The 16,411-nt window shown below is 65.6% G+C and carries 20 protein-coding genes; 7 read left to right on the top strand and 13 right to left on the bottom strand.

Going from position 1 to position 16,411, the window contains the following annotated elements; translation table 11 throughout:
* The first annotated feature begins 74 nt into the window (after positions 1-74).
* Positions 75-1,640, top strand: a complete 1,566-nt coding sequence (locus BSQ44_RS01720; protein ID WP_072601652.1) for an alkaline phosphatase D family protein — start codon at positions 75-77, stop codon at positions 1,638-1,640.
* Between the two features lie 178 nt (positions 1,641-1,818).
* Positions 1,819-2,901 carry a site-2 protease family protein gene (locus tag BSQ44_RS01715; RefSeq protein WP_072601651.1) on the top strand — a complete coding sequence of 361 codons (1,083 nt, stop codon included), beginning with the start codon at positions 1,819-1,821 and terminating at the stop codon, positions 2,899-2,901.
* Between the two features lie 4 nt (positions 2,902-2,905).
* On the opposite strand, the gene BSQ44_RS01710 is transcribed toward BSQ44_RS01715, so the two are convergent.
* Positions 2,906-3,160 carry a hypothetical protein gene (locus tag BSQ44_RS01710; protein ID WP_157894487.1) on the bottom strand — a complete coding sequence of 85 codons (255 nt, stop codon included), beginning with the start codon at positions 3,158-3,160 and terminating at the stop codon, positions 2,906-2,908.
* A 207-nt stretch (positions 3,161-3,367) separates the two neighbouring features.
* Between BSQ44_RS01710 and typA the strand changes: the two genes are divergently transcribed.
* On the top strand, positions 3,368-5,194 hold the full coding sequence (typA, locus tag BSQ44_RS01705; RefSeq protein WP_072601649.1) for a translational GTPase TypA: 1,827 nt from the start codon (positions 3,368-3,370) through the stop codon (positions 5,192-5,194).
* A 73-nt stretch (positions 5,195-5,267) separates the two neighbouring features.
* Here typA and BSQ44_RS01700 read toward each other — a convergent pair whose 3' ends face one another.
* Positions 5,268-5,576: a DUF1244 domain-containing protein gene (locus tag BSQ44_RS01700; protein WP_072601648.1), complete on the bottom strand. Its 309-nt coding sequence runs from the start codon at positions 5,574-5,576 to the stop codon at positions 5,268-5,270.
* Between the two features lies 1 nt (position 5,577).
* Positions 5,578-6,384 carry an N-formylglutamate amidohydrolase gene (locus tag BSQ44_RS01695; RefSeq protein ID WP_072601647.1) on the bottom strand — a complete coding sequence of 269 codons (807 nt, stop codon included), beginning with the start codon at positions 6,382-6,384 and terminating at the stop codon, positions 5,578-5,580.
* 314 nt (positions 6,385-6,698) lie between these two features.
* On the opposite strand from BSQ44_RS01695, the gene BSQ44_RS01690 reads away from it, so the two are divergent.
* Both BSQ44_RS01690 and pyk read left to right on the top strand, forming a co-directional pair.
* Complete coding sequence (locus BSQ44_RS01690; RefSeq protein WP_235633397.1) at positions 6,699-7,106, top strand: DUF1036 domain-containing protein; 408 nt, start codon at positions 6,699-6,701, stop codon at positions 7,104-7,106.
* Complete coding sequence (gene pyk, locus BSQ44_RS01685; protein WP_072601645.1) at positions 7,103-8,539, top strand: pyruvate kinase; 1,437 nt, start codon at positions 7,103-7,105, stop codon at positions 8,537-8,539. The genes BSQ44_RS01690 and pyk overlap by 4 nt, the downstream gene beginning before the upstream one ends.
* Positions 8,540-8,580: 41 nt before the next feature.
* Here pyk and BSQ44_RS01680 read toward each other — a convergent pair whose 3' ends face one another.
* The 7 genes from BSQ44_RS01680 to BSQ44_RS01650 all read right to left on the bottom strand — a co-directional run bounded on the left by BSQ44_RS01680 (position 8,581) and on the right by BSQ44_RS01650 (position 12,907).
* The gene (locus BSQ44_RS01680) at positions 8,581-8,979 is read right to left on the bottom strand and encodes a GFA family protein (protein ID WP_083534343.1); all 399 of its coding nucleotides are present in this window, start codon (positions 8,977-8,979) and stop codon (positions 8,581-8,583) included.
* Positions 8,976-10,052 carry an alpha/beta fold hydrolase gene (locus BSQ44_RS01675; protein ID WP_072601644.1) on the bottom strand — a complete coding sequence of 359 codons (1,077 nt, stop codon included), beginning with the start codon at positions 10,050-10,052 and terminating at the stop codon, positions 8,976-8,978. The genes BSQ44_RS01680 and BSQ44_RS01675 overlap by 4 nt, the downstream gene beginning before the upstream one ends.
* A 71-nt stretch (positions 10,053-10,123) precedes the next feature.
* Complete coding sequence (locus tag BSQ44_RS01670; RefSeq protein ID WP_072601643.1) at positions 10,124-10,702, bottom strand: tetratricopeptide repeat protein; 579 nt, start codon at positions 10,700-10,702, stop codon at positions 10,124-10,126.
* 89 nt (positions 10,703-10,791) lie between these two features.
* A complete protein-coding gene (gene ykgO, locus BSQ44_RS01665) occupies positions 10,792-10,917 on the bottom strand; it encodes a type B 50S ribosomal protein L36 (protein ID WP_072601642.1) in 126 nt (41 codons plus the stop codon).
* A 148-nt stretch (positions 10,918-11,065) separates the two neighbouring features.
* Entirely contained in the window at positions 11,066-12,142 is a 1,077-nt protein-coding gene (locus tag BSQ44_RS01660; protein ID WP_072601641.1) for a 5-(carboxyamino)imidazole ribonucleotide synthase, read from the bottom strand.
* Complete coding sequence (gene purE / locus BSQ44_RS01655) at positions 12,139-12,636, bottom strand: 5-(carboxyamino)imidazole ribonucleotide mutase (protein ID WP_072601640.1); 498 nt, start codon at positions 12,634-12,636, stop codon at positions 12,139-12,141. The genes BSQ44_RS01660 and purE overlap by 4 nt, the downstream gene beginning before the upstream one ends.
* 67 nt (positions 12,637-12,703) lie before the next feature.
* Entirely contained in the window at positions 12,704-12,907 is a 204-nt protein-coding gene (locus BSQ44_RS01650; RefSeq protein WP_072601639.1) for a YdcH family protein, read from the bottom strand.
* A 227-nt stretch (positions 12,908-13,134) separates the two neighbouring features.
* Between BSQ44_RS01650 and BSQ44_RS01645 the strand changes: the two genes are divergently transcribed.
* Positions 13,135-13,314, top strand: a complete 180-nt coding sequence (locus BSQ44_RS01645; protein WP_072601638.1) for a YdcH family protein — start codon at positions 13,135-13,137, stop codon at positions 13,312-13,314.
* A gap of 58 nt (positions 13,315-13,372) precedes the next feature.
* On the opposite strand, the gene BSQ44_RS01640 is transcribed toward BSQ44_RS01645, so the two are convergent.
* The 3 genes from BSQ44_RS01640 to BSQ44_RS01630 all read right to left on the bottom strand — a co-directional run bounded on the left by BSQ44_RS01640 (position 13,373) and on the right by BSQ44_RS01630 (position 15,307).
* Complete coding sequence (locus tag BSQ44_RS01640) at positions 13,373-13,636, bottom strand: ArsR/SmtB family transcription factor (protein WP_072601637.1); 264 nt, start codon at positions 13,634-13,636, stop codon at positions 13,373-13,375.
* Between the two features lie 64 nt (positions 13,637-13,700).
* Positions 13,701-15,026, bottom strand: a complete 1,326-nt coding sequence (locus BSQ44_RS01635) for an MFS transporter (RefSeq protein ID WP_083534934.1) — start codon at positions 15,024-15,026, stop codon at positions 13,701-13,703.
* An 86-nt stretch (positions 15,027-15,112) separates the two neighbouring features.
* A complete protein-coding gene (locus BSQ44_RS01630) occupies positions 15,113-15,307 on the bottom strand; it encodes a DUF1192 domain-containing protein (protein ID WP_072601636.1) in 195 nt (64 codons plus the stop codon).
* Between the two features lie 99 nt (positions 15,308-15,406).
* Between BSQ44_RS01630 and BSQ44_RS01625 the strand changes: the two genes are divergently transcribed.
* Positions 15,407-16,411 carry an NAD(P)H-quinone oxidoreductase gene (locus BSQ44_RS01625; protein WP_114579905.1) on the top strand — a complete coding sequence of 335 codons (1,005 nt, stop codon included), beginning with the start codon at positions 15,407-15,409 and terminating at the stop codon, positions 16,409-16,411.

The raw sequence follows: 16,411 nt of genomic DNA, 5'->3' as shown, positions 1-16,411 counted from the left end.
CACGCAGCTTAGACGTGCCTGATACAATCGGATCGGATGTTCGCCCCCGTCACAGCCATCAGGGGAAGACAGCCATGAACCGATCCGTACACGTCTCGCGCCGCACCCTTCTCGCGGGTGCTGGCGCCACCGGCCTCGTCGCCGCCTCGGGCCTCGCGATGCCCTTTTACTCGCGAGCGAACACCCGTCCCGCCTTCACCCACGGCGTCCAGTCGGGCGACGTCGACATGTCGTCGGGCATGATCTGGACGCGCACCGATCGTCCCGCCCGCGTCATGTTCGAAGTCTCGACCACCGAGGACTTTGCCAATGCTCGTCGGCTCGCCTCTCTCGACGCGCTGCCGCAGAGCGATTTCGCCGTCAAGCGCCTGCTCGAGGACCTGCCCTCCGACCAGGACGTCTTCTACCGCATGACGGCGGCGGACCTCGCCGAAATCAATTCGGTGTCGGAGCCGATCGTCGGCCGCTTCCGCACCGCGCCGGCCTCGAAGCGCGACATCCGCTTCGCGTGGTCGGGCGATACCGCCGGCCAGGGCTGGGGCATCGACGATACCGGCATGCTCACCTATGCCACCATGGCGAAACACACGCCCGACTTCTTCCTCCACTCGGGCGACACCATCTACGCCGACGGCCCAATGACCGAGGAGGTCGACCTCAAGGATGGCACCAAATGGGTCAACAAGGTGCTGATCGACGAGAAGCGCAAGGTCGCCGAGACGCTCGACGAGTACCGCGGCCAGTGGAAATACAACATGATGGACGAGCACTGCCGCGCGCTCAACGCTATCTGCCCGACCTTCTTCCAGTGGGACGACCACGAGGTCGTCAACAACTGGTCGTCCTCGAAGGACCTGACCGCCGACGACCGCTACACCGAGAAATCCATCGCGCTGCTTTCGTCGCGCGCCGCGCGCGCCTTCCACGAGATGACGCCGATCCGCTACACGCCCGCCGAACCCGGCCGCGTCTACCGCAAGATCGCCTATGGACCGCTTCTCGACGTCTTCTTCCTCGACATGCGGTCTTATCGCGGGCCGAACACGGAGAACACGCAGACCCAGGAGAGCGAGGCCACCGTGTTCCTCGGGGCACAGCAGATCGCTTGGCTGAAGCGCGAACTGGCCAATTCGAAGGCGACCTGGAAGGTCATCGCCGCCGACATGCCGATCGGCCTGGTGGTGCGCGACGGGGACACCAAGTTCGAGGCCATCGCCAATGCCGAGAACGGCACCGCGAAAGGCCGCGAGTTCGAGATCGCGGATCTGCTGCGCTTCATCAAGAACGCCGGCATCGACAACACCGTGTGGCTCACGGCCGACGTCCACTACACGGCCGCGCACTATTACGATCCGTCGAAGGCGCAGTTCCAGGATTTCGAACCGTTCTGGGAATTCGTGTCCGGCCCGATCCACGCGGGCACGTTCGGCCCGAACGACCTCGACATGACCTTCGGTCCGGACCTGAAGTTCGTGAAGGCACCCGAAGCCGGGCAGGTCAATCTGCCGCCGTCGGCCGGCCTGCAGTTCTTCGGTCTCGTCGACATCGACGGCCAGACGGAGCAGATGACCGTGCGTCTGATGGATCGCGGCGACGCCGAACTCTACAAGGTCACGCTCGACCCGGTCCGCAGCGCCTGATCCTTCGTATCGACTAGGGGACGGCGGCACGGCCGCCGTCCCTCCTCGGCCGTTTTGGGTTCCGGTGCCACGTCGCATGCTCGCGCGAACGCCGCTTCGCCCACGTCGGGCCCGCCCTCGAACTGGCGGTTCTCCTTTCCAGTCGCTACATCTTCGATGACGCGACAGGAGTCTGGCCATGAAATGGTCCTTTCCCATAGCCCGTATCGCCGGCAGCGAGGTGCGGATCCACGTCACCTTCTTCCTGCTGCTCCTGTGGATCGGCATCGTGCATTTCCAGAGCGGCGGCGGGGCCGCGGCAGCGGAAGGCGTGGCCTTCATCGTGGCCGTCTTCACGTGCGTGGTCCTGCACGAATTCGGACACGCGCTCGCGGCGCGGCGCTACGGCATCGGGACGCCGCGGATCACGCTGCTGCCGATCGGTGGCGTGGCGGAGCTCGAAAGGATGCCGGAAAAGCCGTCGGAGGAGATCTTCGTCGCGCTGGCGGGGCCCGCCGTGAACGTGGTGATCGCAGCGCTGCTGATCCTCGTCATCGGTGCGCAGGTCGACGGCCAGACGCTGTCGGCCATGGAAAACCCGGCGCAGGGTTTTTGGGCGCGACTGGCGGCGGTCAACGTCGTGCTCGTCCTGTTCAACCTCATCCCGGCCTTTCCCATGGATGGCGGGCGCGTGCTTCGGGCGCTGCTCGCCACCCGCTATCCACGCGTGCGGGCGACCGAGATCGCCGGCACCGTCGGGCAGATCGCCGCATTCCTGTTCGGCTTCCTCGGGCTGATCGGCGGCAATCCGCTGCTGATCTTCGTCGCAATCTTCGTCTATCTCGCAGCCAACGCCGAGACGCAGGCGATCGGCCTTCAGGACGCTGCGCGCGCCTTCTCTGTCGAGGAGACGATGATCGTCAGCTACGAGACGCTGGGTCTCTCCTCCACGCTGGCGGATGCGGGCGATGCGCTGCTGCGCACGACCCAGCACGAGTTCCCGGTGCTCGACGGCGCCGGTCGCCTGCGGGGATTTTTGACCCGCGGTGCGCTGGTGGAAGGGATGAAACAGGGTGGGGCGTCTACGCCCGTGATCGACGTCATGAACTGCGACATCCCGCATGTCAGACGCAGCGAGCGGCTGACCGCCGCGCTCGACGCGCTCCAGAAGAGCAAGGCACCGGCGGTTGCGGTACTCGATGCAGAGGAACGTCTCGTCGGCTACGTGACGATCGAGAACATCGGAGAACTGATGATGCTGCGCGCGGCGAGTTCGGGCTAGGAATTCAGTCCGGGAAGCAGACCTTGGGAACATCCGGCCACACGGCCTCGTCACATCCAGCCTTGTCGCGGATGCGCGCATATTCCTCCGACACCGGGCCGGTTATCACCGGATCGACCCAGGCGAGATCCGGGTTCCATTCGTCGCTCGTCTCCACATGCGGCGGCGCGGCTTCCCGCGCGACGTTGATATCGGGTCGGCCGAAGGACGAAATTGCCAGCGCCGAGGCGACGAGGATGGTGGGTAGGACGAAATTCATGGCCTGATCTGCCCGAAACGGGTGGTTCGCAATCGCCATTAACGACCTTTCAAGGTAAAGGTTCCGTCAATGGGTGGCGAAAAGTGCTCAAAGCACTATCTGCTTTCGAGAGGCACGCCCTTTCGCAATTGCGAAAAACGCTGTATGTGCCGCCCAACCGTAATGCGGAGCGCTCCAGCGCCCGCCACGCACCCCCGAGTGACCCATATGAATCTTCGCAATATCGCGATCATCGCGCACGTCGACCATGGCAAGACCACGCTGGTCGACAATCTCCTGAAACAGTCCGGCTCGTTCCGCGAGAACCAGCGCGTCGCCGAGCGCGCGATGGATTCCAACGACCTCGAAAAGGAACGCGGCATCACCATCCTCGCCAAGGCGACCTCGGTCGACTGGAAGGATTATCGCATCAACATCGTCGACACGCCTGGCCACGCCGATTTCGGCGGCGAGGTGGAGCGCATTCTGTCGATGGTGGATTCGGCCATCGTGCTGGTCGACGCCGCCGAAGGCCCGATGCCGCAGACCAAGTTCGTGGTCGGCAAGGCGCTGAAGGTCGGCCTCAAGCCCATCGTGGTGATCAACAAGATCGACCGTCCAGACGCTCGCCACGTCGAGGTGGTTAACGAGGTGTTCGACCTTTTCGCGGCGCTCGACGCCACCGACGAGCAGCTCGACTTCCCGATCCTTTACGGCTCGGGCCGCGACGGCTGGGTGGCCGAAAACCCGGAAGGCCCCAAGGATCAGGGGCTCGCGCCGCTTTTCGATCTCGTGGTCAAGCATGTGCCGGCGCCGACGGTGCATCCCGGCCCCTTCCGCATGATCGGCACGCTGTTGGAGGCCAACGCCTTCCTTGGTCGCATCATCACCGGCCGCATCGAGTCCGGTTCGCTGAAGTCCAACCAGTCGGTCAAGGTGCTCGCCAATGACGGGTCGCTGGTCGAGACCGGCCGCGTCTCCAAGATCCTCGCTTTCCGCGGCCTCGAGCGTCAGCCGATCGACGAGGCGCAGGCGGGCGACATCGTCGCCATCGCCGGCCTGTCCAAGGGCACCGTCGCCGACACGTTCTGCGATCCGGCCGTCACAGAGCCGCTGCATGCGCAGCCGATCGATCCGCCTACCGTCACCATGTCGTTCATAGTCAACGACAGCCCGCTCGCCGGCACCGAGGGCGACAAGGTCACCAGCCGCGTCATCCGCGACCGGCTGCTGCGCGAGGCCGAAGGCAACGTGGCGCTGAAGATCGAGGAATCGACCGAGAAGGATTCGTTCTATGTCTCGGGCCGCGGCGAGCTTCAGCTCGCGGTGCTGATCGAGACCATGCGCCGCGAGGGTTTCGAACTCGCCGTGTCGCGTCCGCGCGTCGTCATGCAGAAGGGCGAGGACGGCCAGCTCCTGGAGCCGGTCGAGGAAGTCGTCATCGACGTCGACGAGGAGCATTCCGGCGTCGTCGTGCAGAAGATGAGCGAGCGCAAGGCCGAGATGGTCGAGTTGCGCCCCTCGGGCGGCGACCGCCAGCGCCTGGTCTTCCATGCCCCGACCCGCGGCCTGATCGGCTACCAGTCGGAGCTCCTGACCGACACGCGGGGTACCGCGGTGATGAACCGCCTCTTCCATTCCTACCAGCCTTACAAGGGCGAGCTGGCCGGCCGAACCAACGGCGTTCTGATCTCCAACGACCAGGGCGAATCGGTGGCATTTGCCATGTGGAATCTAGAAGATCGCGGCCCGATGGTCATCGATCCGGGCGTCAAGGTCTACCAGGGCATGATCATCGGCATCCACTCGCGGGACAACGATCTCGAGGTAAACGTGCTGAAGGGCAAGAAGCTGACGAACATCCGCGCCGCCGGCAAGGACGAGGCGGTCAAGCTCACCCCGCCGATTCGCATGACGCTGGAACGCGCCTTGGCCTGGATCCAGGACGACGAACTCGTCGAGGTCACGCCGAAGTCGATCCGCCTGCGCAAGCTCTATCTCGACCCGAACGAGCGCAAGCGCTTCGAAAAGCAGCTGGCCGCCGGCGCGGCGTAACCACCACCCCTATAGACATCAGCCGCGGAAAACCTCCGCGGCTGCTTTGCGTCGGACTGGCGGTGCCTTGGCCTCAGTGGTCCTTGGGGCGGTTCTGCTCGAACGCGGCCTTCTTCTCCGGCACCGCTTCGGTCTGGTGCTTGGCCTGCCACTCCGTATACGGCATGCCGTAGACGATCTCGCGCGACTCTTCCTTCGACAGGTCGACGCCCTCGACATTCGCCGCGTCGCGATACCAGTTCGACAGGCAGTTGCGACAGAAACCCGCCAGGTTCATCAGGTCGATGTTCTGGACGTCGGTGCGGGTGCGAAGGTGCTCGACGAGCGTGCGGAAGGCCGCCGCTTCGAAGTCGCGCTGCTGTTCCGGTGTCAGGTCAGCCATGTCATCCTCCTGGGACCGGCCCGGTCCGCGAGCCGAAGAACTTTACCTCGTGGATATCGGGCCGGGCATTGATGCCGTCAAGGATTGGTGCCAGCCGGTCGGCCCATTCCTCCGCGCCCGCTTCGCTCGCGATCAGATCCTGCCGGATCTCGATCAGCACGTGCGGATAGCCGTTGGCGATCGCGTGCTTGTACATGGTGTCGCCGCGCAGCGCGCCGTCATAGGGCTCGTTGTCGCCGACCACGAGCGCCGGGTCGGCCGACAGCGCCTGCATCAGCGGCGTCACGACCCGGTCGTCCTTGTCCCAGAGAAGTCCAACGTGCCACGGGCGCGCCACGCCCTGCATGGCCGGCGTGAAGGAGTGGACCGACACGATGAGAGGCGCCCTGCCCGATTCGGCTGCCACGGACGATATCATTGCCCCGACGGCGTCGTGGTAAGGCCGGTAGAACAGGTCGAGCCGCTGGTTTCGCTCCTCCCGCGACATCGGATAGTTCGCCGGGACCACCGTGCCGTCGTAGAGCTGGCGGATGAGGGTGGGGTCGTCCTCGCCGCGGTTCGGATCGATCAACAGGCGGGAATAGCCGCACAGGAGTGCCGGCGCGTCCAGCTGCCGCGCCAGCGAACGGCTCACCGCCTCCACGCCGATGTCGTAGGCGATGTGGCGGTCGAACTCGCGCGCCGGCAGCCCGAGATCGCCGTACTCGCCGGGAAGCACGTTCCTGGCATGATCGGCGAGGATCACGATACCGCGCCCGCGATCGCCCTCGACCACATGGAACGGTGAAAAGACTGCGGTTCGTGTCATCGGGTGATGTTCGCGCGATCTGGAGTTTCGTAGGTTCGGCGTGCCATGCTCATCCATCCACGGCGTTGGTGAAGACGCAATGCCGTGCTTTGGACAATCTTCTGGCGAATGTCGAGTTGCAGTGGTGTGGCTAACCGATTGAATGGCCTGACTCGGCGCGCGTTGACATCGGACCGCGCATTGCCGAAAAGGAGTTACGAAGCATGGTTCGTCCAAGGGCAAGGGGCACGCGCATGGCATTGCCGGCTGTTGGAGGCATCGCTCGCCTCGCATCGGTTTCGGCCACGGTGACCGCGGCATTCGCCGCCCTGGCGATGACGTCGGGGGCGGCGCGCGCCGATTTCCGCGTCTGCAACGCGACCCAGAGCCTGGTCGGCGTGTCGATCGGCTATCGTGCCGCGGCCGGATGGATCACCGAGGGCTGGTGGCATGTCGAGGGTTCCACCTGCAAGACCCTGATCGAGGGACCTCTCTCGTCGCGCTATTACTACCTCTATGCCGAGGATGCCGAACGCGGCGGACGCTGGGACGGGCCGATCAACATGTGCGTCGCCGACAAGGAGTTCAAGATCGTCGGCGTGCGCGACTGCATCCCGCGCGGATTCCAGCGCGCCGGGTTCCAGGAATACGACACCGGCGAACAGGCGAGCTGGATGGTCCAGCTGACCGATGATCCCGCGCCCGACGGGACGGCCGCCGTAACCGGGGCGGGGACTCAATGAGGCGCAACCGCAAGGTCCGGATCCTGGCGACGCTGGGACCGGCATCCTCCGACGAGGCGATGATCCGCAAGCTCCACGAAGCGGGCGCCGACGTCTTCCGCATCAACATGAGCCATGCCGACCATGACCTCATGCGCACCTTGGTCGGTCGCATCCGTGCGATCGAACGCTCCATCGGTCGGCCGATCGGCATCCTGGCCGATCTCCAGGGTCCGAAACTGCGCGTCGGGAAGTTCGCTGAAGGCTCCGTGCCGCTCGAAGTCGGCCAGACCTTCACCTTCGACGACGACCGCACGCCGGGCGACGCCACCCGCGTCCATCTCCCGCATCCGGAGATCCTGACGTCGGTGAAACCCGGCGACCGGCTGTTGATCGACGACGGCAAGCTGCAGCTGAAGGCGGTGAAGACCGACGGAAAGTCGATCGAGGCGGTCGTGGTGGCCGGCACGAAGATTTCCGACAAGAAGGGCGTCAGCCTTCCCGACACCGACCTGCCGCTGGGCGCGCTGACCGAGAAGGACCGCCGCGACCTCGACGCGGTCCTCCAGGCCGAGGTGGACTGGGTGGCGCTATCCTTCATCCAGCGGCCGGAGGATCTCGCCGAGGTGCGCAAGATCGCGCGCGGACGCGCTGCCATCCTGTCCAAGATCGAGAAGCCGCAGGCCGTCGCCAGGCTTGCCGAGATCATCGAACTCTCCGACGCCCTGATGGTGGCGCGCGGCGATCTCGGGGTCGAGATGCCGCTCGAAGCCGTGCCGGGCATCCAGAAACAGATCACCCGCGCCTGCCGCCGTGCCGGCAAGCCGGTCGTTGTCGCCACGCAGATGCTGGAATCGATGATCACCGCGCCGGTGCCCACCCGCGCGGAAGTCTCCGACGTGTCGATCGCCGTCTTCGAGGGCGCCGATGCGATCATGCTGTCGGCCGAATCGGCGGCCGGCCAGTACCCCGTCGAGGCGGTGTCGATGATGAACGCCATCGCGGTTCAGGTCGAGAAGGACCCGACCTATCCGGGCATCATCAACGCGCAGCGCTCCGAGCCTGAGGCGACCGGCGCCGACGCGATCTCGCTCGCCGCGCGACAGATCGCCGAAACGCTGCGGCTGTCGGCCATCGTCACCTACACCGCGTCGGGCACCACTGGCCTGCGCGCCGCGCGCGAACGTCCACGCGTACCCATCATCGCGCTTTCGCCGGTCGTCGAGACCGCCCGCCGCCTCTCTCTCGTGTGGGGGTTGCACTGCGTCGTCACGCCGGATGCGAGCGACCTAGACGACATGGTCGATCGCGCCTGCCGCATCGCCTTCGCGGAAGGCTTCGGCCGGGCCGGGGACCGCATCATCGTCACCGCCGGCGTGCCGCTGCGCACGCCCGGAGCCACCAACCTGCTGCGGATCGCCTATATCGGTTCGGAAGGCATGAACGGGATGTAAGCCCCGTCCGGCGGAAGCCGGGATATCCGAACGACGCGTCCTCACTTCTCCGGAATGTCGAGCCTGATCCAGTCGAGCCGCTGCTTCACATGCACCTGCTGGTCGGGAGGCGGGAGTTCGGTGCCGGCGAACGCCCCATAGGCAATGCCGATCCAGTCGGGCATACGCGCCGGCTCCCACCACACGGTGCTGCCGCATGCCCCACAAAAGTGCGAGCTGACCAAGAAGCCGGACTCGGCCTCGCGTGTGAAGGTCGAATAAACGCCATCGACCGCTACGCGAGCGCGGGCGAAGAAGATGGCGATACCGAAAGCCGAGCCAGTGCGTCGCTGGCACGCATGGCAGTGGCACAGCGAGATGCGCGACGGTTCGCCGAGGCACCGCACCGTAAGCCGACCACAGCTGCAACGGGCAATGCGGCTCAATGCGTCGTCTGTCATTGCCCTGGAGCCTCCGTGCCAGCTGGCGTGAGGACTGGCTTCTCGTCGTGGCAGTTCGGGCCGGAACGATCCCCGGCGATCCGCTCTTCCACGGTCCGGGCGATCGCATCGAGGTCCCGCGTCTCTCCCGCCAGCGACTCGATCGCAGCGATCGCGAGATCGGTGGCGATCCAGTCCGGCTTGTGGCCAAGGTTCTTCACCCAGACGAGTTCTGCGCCGGAAATGTCGCGGGCCAGCCCCACCGAGTGGATCTTCTCGTAGACGACCGTGTCGCTGTCACCCGAGATGACGATGGTCGGCGCGGTGATCTCGCCGTAGCGGGGCGCCAGTTTCTCGACGAACGCGTAGAGCCCGGCGACGTCGCGCGCGTTGGCGCGGAAGGCGCGCGGCCGAAGCACCAGCGGGACGGCCGTTTCGTCCATGTAGTTTTCCGGCACGGGATTGGGCGAGAAGACGCATTCGACCGCAGACGACATCTGCAACTGCCCGCCCGGATAGGTCAGCGTTTCGGAGAAGATGCGGCCGACCACCGGCATCGAGGTCACCTCGTAGTGCCAGGCGGTGCCGCCACCCGGCCAGGGGTGGGAGGCCGGCGCGAGGAACAGCAGGCCCTGCGTCCGCTCCGGCGCGTCGAGCGCGAAGGCCGTCAGCACCGCGCCTGCGAAGGAATGGCCGACGATGATGGCACGCGGCATCCCCACTTCCTGCATCAGGGCGGCGATCGTTTCCGCCTGCCCCGTTGGGTTCTTGTTTTCGGCGGGACCGCGCTCGGACCAGCCGTGGCCCGGCCTGTCGACGAAGAGCATTTCGGCCCGGCCCTCAAGCCGGGCGCGGAACGGCACCATCTGGTCGCGGAGGTTCCCGCTCGCGCCGTGGACGAAGACCAATGGCGGCAGGTCGGCGTCTTCTCCGGCCGGCACGTGGACGAAGTGCATGCCGGTGCCGTTGACCGTGAGAAATTCGCCGGATGGCGGATAGCGCCGCTCGATCAACCACGCCCCGACCCGTGTGACGCCGACGAGGATGAGAAGGAGCGCGACGAGAAACGACGCGGCGGCGTAGAGGAGGTTCATCGCTGAGGCCGGGCTGTGAGGGGTGTTCCGGATAGACCCTGGGCGGCGGCCCGGAAAACCCGGCCCGTCACTCAGATGCCTTCGCCAGCCAGTTCGTCGGCCAGTTCGACGAGTTCGGACTGCGCGTCGCGCAGCATGGGATAGACGTCAAGTGCGCTCTGGTAGACATCCAGCGCCTCCTGCTCGCGTCCCGTCGCCTTCAGGATCCCCGCCATCCCGGCCAGCGCGCCGAAGTGACGTGGCTCCAGCGCCAGCGTCTGGGCGATGTCGGTCATCGACTTCGCATAGTTCTCCATCATGAAATGCACGGTCGCGCGCCGGTTCCAGCCTTCCGCGTAGCCGGGCTGGAGCACGATCACCTGGTCGAGAAAGTCGAGCGCGACGTCGAACTTCTTGTCGGATATCGCCTTGTTGGCCCACTGCATCATCAGATCGACCGAGGCGCTTCCCGAATCCATCCAATGCGCGCCGATCTGGCGCGCGATGCGCTCGGCGGCCTTCTCGTTGCGCTCGCGCTTCAGTTCGGAAAACAGCGTATCGAGCCGCGACGGTTCTTCTTCCGCGCCGATCTGGGCGGCGGGTGCCGCGTGCACCGCAAGAGCGCCGGCCAAGTACAGGGGAATCAGTGGAAAGACGACAAAAATCCGCATACCGCGAAACCTAGCTTCGCGGCGCGGAACGTCAAACTGAAATTCGCGTGAGGGGCGGGACGCCTTCGAAAAAGCGCCCGTTCGCCCGATCAGCCTTGGCGGGCTTTGTAGCGGGGGGCGCTCTTGTTGATGATGTAGATTCGGCCCTTGCGGCGAACCATGCGGTTGTCCCGGTGGCGGCTTTTGAGCGCCTTGAGCGAATTCTTGATCTTCATTGTCTCAGCCCGTGCTGTGCGGCCCGCTGGGCCCATAATTGAAAGACGCGCCTTGCGGCGCGCTCCGAAAAAGTCGCGTGCTCTTAGCCGCAAAGCGCGGATCGTGTCAACCGGAATGGCCGCACCGAAGATCGGGCGGCGGTCGCGATCAGGAGGTCAGCCGCGTGAAATGGCCCATCTTGCGGCCGGGCCGCGTTTCCGTCTTACCGTAGAGTTCGAGAACCACCCCGTCTTCCCACAACAGATCGGGGATGCGCTCGATCTCGTCGCCGATCAGGTTTTCCATCATGCAGTCCGAATGCCGCTTCGTATCGCCCAGCGGCAGGCCGGCGACGGCGCGGATGTGCTGCTCGAACTGCGACACCGCGCAAGCGGCTTCCGTCCAGTGGCCGGAATTGTGGACGCGCGGTGCGAACTCGTTGGCGAGCGCGGTGCCGTCGTCGAGCGCGAAGAATTCCACCCCGATCACGCCGACATAGCCGAGCGCATCCATGAGCGTGAAGGCCGCCTCGCGCGCGGCTTCCTCCATATGGGTGAGCATCGCCGCCGGAACGGTGGAGCGGCGGAGGATGCCTTCGCGGTGCTCGTTGCGCACGGCATCGTAGGCCTTCTTCGACCCGTCCTGCCCGCGCGCGGCGATGATGGAGAACTCGAAGCCGAAGGGGACCAGCGATTCCAGGATCAGCGGCACTCCCCCCATCGCCGCGAACGCGCCGTCGCGCTCGCCCTTGCCGCCCTTGCGGAAGACGCGCTGGCCCTTGCCGTCATAGCCGAAGCGGCGGGTCTTGAGCACGCCTTCACCGCCGAACTCCTTCAGTCCCGCTGCCAGATCTTCCTCACTATCCACAGAGGCGAAGCGGGCTGTGGATATCCCTTGCCGGTTGAGGAAGGTCTTTTCGGCCAGCCTGTCCTGGGCAGTCTCCAGCGCCAGGGGCGGCGGGAACACCGCGACGTGGTCGGTGAGAAGCTTGGCGCCGCCGACCGGAACGTTCTCGAACTCGTAGGTGACGACGTCGCACTGGGCGGCGAGGCCGGTGAGTGCGGCCCGGTCGTCGTAGCCCGCCACGATCTGGCTGCTGGAGACTTGCGCTGCCGGGCAATCCGGCTGTGGCTCCAGGATCACGGTCCGGTATCCCAGCCGCGCCGCGGCCATCGACAGCATGCGGCCGAGCTGGCCGCCGCCGATGATGCCGATGGTGGCGCCGGGGGCGAGCGGACGGATCATGTCTCGTCCGCCGGTCGCGCCGCCACCTTGGCGGTCTGTTCGGCGCGGTAGCCGTCGAGCCTCCCGGCGAGCGCGTCGTCGGATAGCGCAAGAACGGCCGCCGCCAATAGCGCCGCGTTCACCGCTCCCGCGCGCCCGATCGCTAGTGTCCCGACCGGGACGCCTGCCGGCATCTGGACGATCGACAACAGCGAGTCCCGTCCTGAAAGCGCTTTGGATTCAACGGGGACGCCGAAGACGGGAAGGGGCGTCAGCGCCGCCGTCATGCCGGGCAGGTGCGCGGCGCCGCCGGCTCCGGCGATGATCACCTTGTATCCGGCATCGCGCGCCCCGCGAGCGAAATCGTAAAGCCGCTCGGGCGTGCGGTGGGCCGAGACGATCAGGCTCTCGTGCGGCACGTCCAGCGACGCGAGCGTGTCGGCGGCGTGGCGCATCGTCGCCCAGTCCGACTGGCTGCCCATGATGATGGCGACTTCGGCGCGGCGGTCCGTCACGATTCCGGCCCCTTTCGAGAAAGCCGGGGCTTACCGGAAACGATCCGCACCCGCAAGCAGGCGCGATTCAGGCGATGATATCGGGAATGGAGCGATCTTCGAGCAACGTGAGCCGGTCCTTCAGGGCCAGCTTCTTCTTCTTCATGCGCTGGATCTGGATGGGATCGCAGCCTGTGGCAATCATCGCGGCGATCGCGGCATCGAAATCCGCGTGTTCCTGCTTCAAGCGCGCAAATTCGAGACGAACTTCGGCCTGGTCCTGTTCCGACATTCATGCTTCTCCGGCGCAGGTCTGCGCGCCAAAAATGGCGAGGGTCGCGGGCATTCCGCCAACGCGCGCCCTATATCACATTTCGCCCCGACAGAAAATGCTACCATCCAGCATTCGACACCGAACCGGGGTGGTGGCACACTGTCATGGCGTTGTCACGAATCGCGGCCTGCGGTGGGACGCGGTTCCTGATCGATGCGACGCAACGATGAAAGGGAACAGCACTCATGTCTCTAGCATCCCATCTTGAGGAACTTCAACGCAAGCATGGCGACCTGGACCGAGCGATCAACGAGGCGATCGCGCATCCGTCCGCCGACGATCTCGAAATAGCCCGGTTGAAACGCCGCAAGCTGGCGCTCAAGGATGCGATCGAAAGGCTCAAATCCCATCCCACGAGGCACTGAAGGCCGATCCTTCAGCCGCGAAATACCGGCGGCCGACATGCCGCCGGTCCACTTCCCCTCATTCCGACCAGAACTGGTCGACCCAGATGTTGAGCCGCGTGAAGCCGTCCGGGTTGATGGAATAGATGCGCCTCGTTCCCTCCGGGCTGGAGCGGACGAGACCAGCGTCGAGCAACACCTTCAGATGCTGCGACACGGCCGGCCGAGAGACCGGGAGGCCGGAGGCGAGTTCGTTCACGGTCTTGGGGCCGCGGCGCAGCTCCTCGAGCAGGTACCGGCGATTGGAATCGGATATGGCGGCGAATGCGTCGGCCGTGACCATCTTGCTGCCCCGATGTCCCGCTGACCATTTCTAGCGGGATAGCTTATCCCACGGCTCCGCAAACTCAAGCGTGTGCCTTGGTCACCTCTTCCGCTTCCGCTTCGGAACCCGCCGCCGGCGCGGCGTCGTCCCCGGTCTCGAGCTCCGGTTCCGGCTGAGGTTCGCTGCGCGGATCGAGCCGCAGGGCCTCCGGCGTCAGCGCGCGCTCGGACGGATGGGTCGTGAAGGTCTCCCTCTCCTCGAGCGGGATCGGCGCGCGGCGGCTGATGCGAAGCAGCGTGTAGCCGGCAAGCAGCAGATGCGCCAGCGCGGTGGTCAGGAACAGGCTTTCGGGCCGCATCCGCTCCATCAGGAAGGCTCCAATAACCGGGCCGATCATGGTGCCGAAGCCGTAGAGGAGGAGCAGCCCGCCCGAGACCTTGACAAAATCCTCCGGGCTCGCGTGGTCGTTCGCATGCGCCACCGAGATCGAATATAGGATGTAGGCCAGCGATCCGTAGAGGCCGGTCATGATGATGACGGCAGTGCCGCCACGGGCGGACGCCACAAAGATGAACAGTCCCACCGCGGCCGCGCCGAAAGCCGCCGCCGCGAGAACGTAGCGCCGGTCGGTTCTGTCCGAGACGCGGCCTGCGGGCAGCTGTGCAAACGCGCCGGCGATGACCGCGAGGCTCATCATCAGCGCGATATCGAAGGTAGAGATGCCGATGCGCGCACCGTAGACCGCGCCCAGCGTTCCCCAGGCGCCGTTTGCCACGCCCACGAGCAGGCATCCTGCGAACGAGACGGGCGAGTTGCGGTAGAGCGCCTTGAGATCGAGCGAGACGCTCATGAGCGGTCGCGGACTGGCGTCGGTGGATACCGCCGTCGGAATGAGCGCGAGGCAGAAGAAGATGCCGGTGACCATGAACAGCGAGGCGGTGGTGACGTCTCCCGCCGCCACGATCATCTGGCCGGCCATGATCGCGGCGTAGGTGACCATCATGTAGATGCCGAAGACCGTGCCGCGGTTCTCGTTGGTGGCGCTCTCGTTCAGCCAGCTCTCGATGACCATGAAGGAGCCCGCCATGCAGAAGCCGGTGAAGATGCGCAGGAAAATCCAGGTGTACTGCTCGACGATCAGCCCCGTCATCAGCGCGATGATCGCCGCAGAAGCCGCGAAGGCCCCGAACGCCCTTATGTGGCCGACGCGGCGTACGAGCCGCGGCGCCAGCAGGCAACCCGCTACGAAGCCGCCCGCCCAGGCCGTTCCGAGAAGGCCGAGCGAGGCGGTCGGGAAACCCTCGGCCTGTCCGCGCAGCGGCAGGAGGAGGCTGTGCAGACCCGACGCCGCGAGAAGGAAGGCGGTTCCGCGCAGGAGCGAGAAGATGGGCGTGTAGCTTGCGAACATTCCGGCCATTCGTGGTCGTGGCTCGCGATTCGAGCCGTTCCGTGATGAAGGGGGTTCTTCGGCGCCCGAAGCGCCGCGTCAACCCGCTAATTTCGGCTGAACAGGGCTTCGGCGGCCGATTTGGTGCTGCCCTTCGTTTTCAGCTCCGCCTCCAGCCTCGCTATCTCGGTCCTCAGCAGCCCGATCCGCTCCTCCAGTTCGGCGACCGACAGCAGCGAGAGATCCTGTCCGATCTCGTGCGGTTTCGGTTTCTTGACAGGTTCATCATCGAAAAAGCTCATGGCGCCGCCCTCCTGTTGGCCGAACACGGCGGGGAGGATACAGTTCGAGGCGGGCTCAAATCAAATCGGCCCGTAAAGATGAAGCAGACAGGAGACGAGATGGCCCAGGCGATTCCGGAGACGATGACCGCGATAGCGATTTCCGAACCCGGAGGACCCATGGTCCTGAAGCAGGAGCGGCGCCCGGTACCTGCCCCCTCTGGTGGCGACATCCTGATCCGCGTGCGCGCGGCTGGCGTCAACCGCCCCGACGTGGCCCAACGCCAGGGCGCCTATCCGCCTCCGCCCGGTGCCTCAGACCTTCCAGGCCTGGAGGTCGCCGGCGAAATCGCGGCGGTCGGGCCGGAAGCCAGGCGCTGGAAGGTCGGCGACCGGGTCTGTGCTCTGACGCCCGGAGGCGGTTACGCCGAATACTGTCTCACGCACGAAAGCAATGCGCTTCCCATCCCGCACGGTTTCACGCTCACCGAGGCCGCGGCCCTGCCGGAAACCTACTTCACCGTCTGGCACAACGTGTTCCAGCGTGGCGGCCTGAAGTCAGGTGAGAGATTCCTGGTCCATGGCGGCTCGTCGGGGATCGGGACCACCGCGATCCAGCTTGCCAAGGCGTTCGGCGCGCAGGTCTTCGCGACTGCGGGGTCCGCCGACAAATGCGAGGCCTGCCGGACGCTCGGCGCCGACCGTGCGATCAACTACCGCGAGGAGGATTTCGTGGCCGTCGTGAAGGAGGCGACGGACGGCAAGGGCGTCGATCTCATTCTCGACATGGTGGGCGGGGACTACATCGACCGGAACTACGACGTGGCGGCGGTGGAAGGTCGCATCGTGCAGATCGCCTTCCTCGGAGGCCCGAAGGCGACCGCCAACTTCGCCAAGCTGATGATGAAGCGCCTCGTCCACACCGGTTCGACATTGCGGCCGCGAACAACCGAATTCAAAGGCCAGGTTGCGGCCGAGCTGGAACGCCAGGTCTGGCCGCTGCTCGGCGAAAGGCGGCTGGCGCCGGTCATGGACATGATCTTTCCGCTGCGCGACGCCTGGCGGGCGCACGAGCGGATGGAGGAAGGCAACCACATCGGAAAGATCGTGCTGGACGTGGCTTGA

Origin of the sequence: Aquibium oceanicum, from assembly GCF_001889605.1 — a bacterium.
GTDB lineage: Bacteria > Pseudomonadota > Alphaproteobacteria > Rhizobiales > Rhizobiaceae > Aquibium > Aquibium oceanicum.
The sequence above is the reverse complement of the archived record's forward strand: the minus strand, read 5'-3'. Positions and strand labels throughout refer to the sequence as shown.